Genomic DNA, 6,218 nt, shown 5'->3' on the forward strand with positions numbered 1-6,218 from the left:
GCTGTGGAGCCGACGCCGGCGCCGAGCGCCAGCGGGTTGGACGGGGAAGGTCATACGTATCCACCAAAGTTGAGGTGGGTACGAGGCTCCTATGTGCCTATCGCATTCTCAAGATGGTCAGACTGGACGCTCACCAACCCTCAGCGCCGCGAAGCGATCATTCAGAAAGCACGTTGACGCAGCGGGCTAACCCCTGAAATTGAGGGTGCTTGCATTCATGCGCGCGGCCCAGCCCCCGGGTCAAACATTCTGATCAGCCACGCGCGAAGAGCATTCGGCAGAGAAACGATCATGAGTGCAAGCGCGCCGACGGTGAACACGATTGAGATGCCGCCGCTGACATGGGAGCAAGTTGGCAAGCCATCAACGAATCGCAGCGAACCGCCGCAGTCCATCTCGACGAAAACGAAGGAAATGGCCGCTGCCAGAGCAAAGGTGCCGAGCCATGCACCTGGGGACAGCACCATGGCCTCAGCCGCCATATGCCTCCAGAAATACGCAGCGCAAGCCGTAGCTGCGGCCGCAACTGCGACAAAAGGGATGATCTGTCGGTTCTCCGGGGCGAGCCAAGCAAAAAGTGCAGCCACCTCCAACCAGAGAAAGACGAAGCTCAGGCACGCCGCGGTGACTTGAGCAGTCCTGGTACTCATATCGATGGGGGCATAGCTGCGAAGGATGCAAAGCCTACTTGAAAGCCGCCCCTCGCGACAGACAGTTCGTGGCCGTCAGGCGCCAACCACGGCGAGCCCGTGCGAGCATCAATCGGCATTCGCGTCGTCCTTCTCCGTCTGCTTTGCATGCCGAACGCGCCGAGTAGCGTCGTACACAGCAGCACCCAAGCCAACGACGACCATCGCAGCCGCTTCGAGCTGCGCCCGGCTGAACATGGATTCCTGCATCGCAAGGAATCCACCGATCAGCGCAAGCACAGCGCCCAAAACGAAGATAGGCAGCTTCTCAACCGGCGGAGGAACGATCATGACCCTCGCCTTCCTGAAAGGCATCTCTCGCAGCCGCCCGCTTCTGGCCGATGCCCGTCCATCAAGCGAACACCCGCTGCCTCGATGGCAGGTTAGCTGCCAAGGAGGACTCGATACGTGGGCGGCTGATGTGCCGCGCCTTGATCTTCAAGCTCCAGGCCCTCGAAGAAGTTTCGATCGTTCTGCCCGACTGTTGAAGCGCAAGCAACATGCAGCTCCCAAAGCAGATCTGCCCCATTCAGCCGTGAGGATTGCGGAGCGACTACTCGAACCGAACTTTCGATATCCAGCCAGTCTCCATCTGGGCTGCGCACCGCGTGTTCATACTTGAGGTGCACGTCAGAGAACGGGAGAGTCTGCAGGAGGGTGTCCTTGGGATCTTGCGCTTCGATGTCGGAGGCATAGGCACTCGCTGCTTCGATCAACTCTGTCCTCGACTGAGGAACCGGCTCTGAGAACGACCAGTGCACATCACGAAGCAAGGTTTTGGGGGCTTGTCGCATCGCTTGCAATCTGTCTCACGTCGGCTGATTCTTATGCGGCTTAGTCCGCCACGTGCATGCTCGCGCGCCGAGCACTACAAGCGCTCCGAGCAGTGCAGCCGCCGGTGGAACATACCAATTCGCCCAGAGGAATGGCTCAAGCCAAGTGGGCGCATGCGTGACATGAACGAATGGATGCACCGATTCGAAAGGCAGTGTGGAAATAGGGCTCGCTACACCAACGAGCAACGCGAGAGCGAGGGCTAGTTGGCGACGGTCCGTCACAAGAGCCATGACAGCACCAGCCGCAGCGAACACGACAAGGTAGACAGCGATGCTCGCAAGAACAAYGCTTCGCACGTCGRAGGATGGGAGAWSCTGCTGAAGCAATGARCGTAGGTGGTCCGCAGCGATGAACACAACAAGTGCGGCGATGACGTGCAGCGTGGCTCTCATGCGAACTACCATTTGGCATGAGCTGCGCGCCCCAGCTTGCCGTGGCAGATCAGCTCAATAGAAGTTGTCAGTGACACGGAAGTCCAACGACCCAAAAGAAGACTCTCGTGAAGGGCTGCACGACGAACGCTAGCGCTCGACGCTGCTCGCAACGGCCAGAACGCCCTTTCCCAGAATGGTGCTCAAGTGCGCCGCGACAACTCGGTCTCCGGCTCCCCATGGAAGACGACATGACGTCACGCCTTCCCGCGTGCTTCCTTCTTCGCTTTTCGCGTCTCCTCGGCCACGATGCCGGCTGCCCGCCAGTGCACGAACTCATCCGGCGTCTCGAGCGTGACGCGGCCCCAGGCGCCGCTACGGAAGTCGTTCAACGCCACCTCAGCGGCTTTCTGCATGTTCACGCGGCCACCGGGCAGCAGCCCGCCGCGCTTGCGGCCCACTTCGGCCAGCAACGCCTCGTCGGTCATCGCCGAGAGGCCGGCAAGCTTGTAGCGCGCCACCAGTCGGTCCGCGTAGCGATGGCGCACGCGAGCCAGCAGCGCCATCGCTACCTCTTCCTCGTCATAAGCATTGCGGCCGATGCCGCCGCTTGCCGCCAGGTTGTACCCACCCTGCGCGGTKAGGATTCGCGGCCACAGCATGCCCGGTGTGTCAAACAGGAAAAAGTCGTTGGCCAGCAGGATCTTCTGCTCCAGCTTGGTGATGCCCGGCTCGTCGCCCGTCTTGGCTGTGCGCTGGCCAGCGAGTGTGTTGACCAACGTCGACTTGCCCACGTTGGGAATACCGCAAATCAACACCCGCACCGGCTTGACCATGCCGCCGCGATGTGGGGCAAGCGCCCGGCACACCGCGATCAGCGCACGCGCCGGCGCGGTGGTGCTGGCGTCCAGCCCCAGAGAACGGGTGCCCGGCAGCGCCTGGTAATGCGCCAGCCAAAGCTCGGAGATCTCCGGATCTGCGAGGTCCTGCTTGTTCAATACCTTCAGCGCAGGCTTGCCTGCCGTCAGTTCAGCCAGCAAGGGATTGGTGCTCGAGCCCGGTAGGCGTGCGTCAAGCAACTCGATCACTACGTCGATCTCCGGAAGGCGATCGGCGATGGCCTTGCGGGTCGTGTGCATGTGGCCTGGGAACCACTGGATGGCCATGGAAATGCTGCTTTCAGTGTTCTCGCGGATGTCCGCGTCGGGAGCGGACATCGATTTGCGGCTGTCTAACGTTTGACATGGGAGGCGCTGATCATCATGCATGAACCTTGTCCACTGACGACGAGCACCCGGCCGGCCTCATTGCGGAAAGAACGGGCCTCAGCGTCCGCGACGGAATGCCCGCAACGCGATCCATTCAGGCGGCATCTCGGGCGGCCACCCGCCCGCCGCTCAAGCCTTGACTTCGACCACCTGTTCGAAGCCGCCGAAGATCATGCGTTTGCCGTCGAACGGCAGGGGCGGGTTGCCGGGTGTGGACGGATCCATGCGCGGGTCTTCGATCATCTTCTTCATGCCTGCGTCGCGCGTGGCCTTGTCCGGCCATTCGACCCACGAAAAGGCCACCGTCTCCTCACCGGTGGCCTGGACTGCGCGGCGGAAATCGGTCACTTTGCCGTCGGGGACGTCGTCGCCCCAACCCTCGATCACGCGGATCGCGCCCAGCTCGATGAACAGCGAGTCGAAATGGCGTGCGTGCTCGATGAACTTCTGCTTGTTGGCGGTGGGGACCGCGATCACGAAACCGTCGATGTAGGACATGTCTTCACTCCTGTCAAGTTGAACGGTGGGCGCACCCGCCCGAGGGCACCTTGTATCCCATCGACGAACGACGGGAAGCCAAATCGACATGGCGTGCCGGGCCTTTCACCAACACCCGCTCCTGGTCGGGCGCGTCACGTCTTGACCGAGGGCGCCTGATGCCGCCGACGGGCCGCAACGCCCGCGACGAAGAGGCCGAATGCGTCGAGCAGTGGCGCGGCGTCGAAGGACGGGCCCTCCAGCGTCGCCAGCGCCTGCACGGTAGCCTCGAGTGTCGAGACCTGGTCGGCTCGCCGCGCCGCGCGAATCGCTCGGTAGCGGGTCGGCGCCGGCGCGTCCAGCGTTAGCCGCGGCAGCGCCGCCAGGGTCGGGTGCTCCAGAAGCATGCGCAGGCTCTTGCGCCACGTCGCATCGATGACCACCAGGCGCACAGACGCACCCGCCGTTGTCCCAGGGACTGACGACGCCGGGGCCATGGGCACGTCGGGGTAGAGCAGCCGCGTGTCCTTCCCGGGCCTGTGCAACAGTGCCGCCAACGCCGCAGGCTCGAAACGCTCGCCAACGACCACCTCGCAGTGCGCCAGAGACAGACGCAGCAGCGCGACGCTGTTCTTGGCCTGCCGCTGTTCCTGCGGGTGCTGCAGAACCAGCACTTCGGTGCGATGGGCGGTCGCCTTTGTCAACGCACACAAGCAGGTCACCTGCGGCCGCAGGCAGCGCGCGCAAGCCACGCGGCAGAGGGTTGACGTACCGTTCACGCCGGCATGTTCGCACGCCGGTTGCAAGCCGGGCCACCTAGAATCCGCCGCGATGTCACCCTCCCGCGCCCAACGCCAGCTCGCCACATGGCTCGCCATGCTGGCGATCCTGATGGCGTCGCTTGCGCCGTCGGTATCCCACGCGTTGGGCCTGACCCGCGGCGCGTCGTGGATCGAGGTCTGCAGCGCCCAGGGCGCCAAGTGGGTGAAGGGTGATTCGAGCGATCCCCGCTCGACCGAATCCGGCAGCGTGCCGGCCGCAGCCCACCTCCTCGATCACTGCCCTTACTGCTCGGTGCACATGCCGGCGTGGGGCCTGCCACCTGCCCGCGAGGTGGTTCCCCTGGCACCCGGTCCCGAAGACGAGYTGCCACCGGCCTTCCTGGCGGCCTGCCACACGCCGCATGCCTGGGTGACTGCGCAGCCGCGCGCCCCGCCGTTCTTCTGCTGACTGACTGAACACCGTTCGGCGCGGATCACCTCGATCCGCAGCCGGTGCTTGTCGCACGAGTTGAACCGCAGGATCCGCCATGTCATCCCAGGCCACCCCTTCCACGCCCGAATCCACCCTGTACCGCCGCGTCTGGCGCTGGCATTTCTATGCCGGCCTGGTCTGCCTGCCCTTCCTCGTGCTGATGGCGTTGACCGGTGCGCTGTACCTGTTCAAGGACTCCATCGAGTCGCTGGTCCATTCCAGCGTCCGCTTCGTCGAGGCGACGCCGGCATCGCCGCTGGATGCCGAGACCCTCGTCGCCAAGGCGCGCGCAGCACAGCCCGGCGAGGCCGTCCGCTTCATCCCGCCCAGGGAGACCGGCCGCAGTGCCGAGGTGGGCATCCGCACCGTCGCCGGCACGGTGTCGGTCTACCTCGATCCCACCAGCGGCCGCGTGCTGGGCACCTTGCGCGACGATCGCAAGCTGATGGAGCTCGTCAAGCGCATCCACTCGCTCGCGATCGCCGGCACGGTGGCGAACCACGGGATCGAAGTGGTGGCCGGCTGGGCGATCGTGCTGGTCGTGTCCGGCCTCTTCCTGTGGTGGCCACGCGGGCGATCGGGCGGTGTCTGCAGCATTCGCGGGCGCCCGGCCAGCCGCACCTGGTGGCGCGACCTGCATGCCGTCACCGGCGCCGTGGCGGCGGTGGCGATCCTCTTCCTCGCCGTCACCGGCATGCCGTGGTCGGCCTTCTGGGGCCAGCAGTTCGGACGCCTGTCCCACCAGTGGGGCATCGGCCTGCCCCCGTACGTGTGGGGCGCCAAGCCGGAATCGTCGCCCCCGCTGACAAGCCTCGGCAGCGTGCCCTGGCCGCTGATCCAGGCGCCGCTGCCGCAGTCGCATGAGGGACACGAAGGGCACGAYGCCGCCGCGCCTTCGACACCGGTCGCCTCGGCGAGTATGTCCCTCGGACTGAACCAGGCGCTGGGCCTCTTCACGCGGCTKGGCATGCCGGCGGGCACGCCGATCGGCCTGCCGGCCGGCCCGCGCGGCGTCTACACCGCGATGCTGTTTCCGGATGACGTGCGGGCCGAGCGCGTCGTCCACCTCGACCGCTACTCCGGCACCGTACTCGCCGACGTGGGCTACCGCGACTACGGCGTGGCCGGCCGCCTGACCGAATGGGGCGTCAGCCTGCACACCGGCCGGCAGTTCGGCTGGGTCAATCAACTCGTGATGCTGGCCGGCTGCCTCGCCATCGTGCTGCTGGCCGTGTCGGCGGCAGTGATGTGGTGGAAGCGCCGCCCGCGCGGCCGGCTCGCGGCGCCACCGCGGCGGCCCGGCGATCGCGCCGCCTTCGGCG

General features: G+C 65.3%; 8 protein-coding genes. 2 read left to right on the plus strand and 6 right to left on the minus strand.

Going from position 1 to position 6,218, the window contains the following annotated elements; genetic code table 11:
* Positions 1–215: 215 nt before the first annotated feature.
* From AC1D01_RS16835 to AC1D01_RS16860, 6 genes are all read right to left on the minus strand, one after another.
* Positions 216–650, minus strand: a complete 435-nt coding sequence (locus tag AC1D01_RS16835) for a hypothetical protein (protein WP_477868199.1) — start codon at positions 648–650, stop codon at positions 216–218.
* A gap of 108 nt (positions 651–758) precedes the next feature.
* Positions 759–980, minus strand: coding sequence for a hypothetical protein (locus AC1D01_RS16840; protein WP_477868201.1), 222 nt, complete (start codon positions 978–980; stop codon positions 759–761).
* A 92-nt stretch (positions 981–1,072) separates the two neighbouring features.
* On the minus strand, positions 1,073–1,405 hold the full coding sequence (locus tag AC1D01_RS16845; RefSeq protein WP_477868203.1) for a hypothetical protein: 333 nt from the start codon (positions 1,403–1,405) through the stop codon (positions 1,073–1,075).
* A gap of 749 nt (positions 1,406–2,154) precedes the next feature.
* Positions 2,155–3,063, minus strand: coding sequence for a ribosome biogenesis GTPase YlqF (gene ylqF / locus AC1D01_RS16850; RefSeq protein WP_477868212.1), 909 nt, complete (start codon positions 3,061–3,063; stop codon positions 2,155–2,157).
* Positions 3,064–3,294: 231 nt separating this feature from the next.
* On the minus strand, positions 3,295–3,663 hold the full coding sequence (locus tag AC1D01_RS16855) for a DUF1428 domain-containing protein (RefSeq protein ID WP_477868204.1): 369 nt from the start codon (positions 3,661–3,663) through the stop codon (positions 3,295–3,297).
* 134 nt (positions 3,664–3,797) lie between these two features.
* On the minus strand, positions 3,798–4,520 hold the full coding sequence (locus AC1D01_RS16860) for a tRNA-uridine aminocarboxypropyltransferase (protein ID WP_477868206.1): 723 nt from the start codon (positions 4,518–4,520) through the stop codon (positions 3,798–3,800).
* Here AC1D01_RS16860 and AC1D01_RS16865 point away from each other — a divergent pair.
* Both AC1D01_RS16865 and AC1D01_RS16870 read left to right on the plus strand, forming a co-directional pair.
* Positions 4,519–4,872, plus strand: a complete 354-nt coding sequence (locus AC1D01_RS16865) for a DUF2946 domain-containing protein (protein ID WP_477868208.1) — start codon at positions 4,519–4,521, stop codon at positions 4,870–4,872. The genes AC1D01_RS16860 and AC1D01_RS16865 overlap by 2 nt on opposite strands.
* Positions 4,873–4,951: 79 nt before the next feature.
* Positions 4,952–6,218 (plus strand): PepSY-associated TM helix domain-containing protein (locus AC1D01_RS16870; protein WP_477868210.1); only part of this gene is annotated, 1,267 nt, incomplete at its 3' end.

This window comes from Rhizobacter sp. P3_B12, assembly GCF_056402895.1.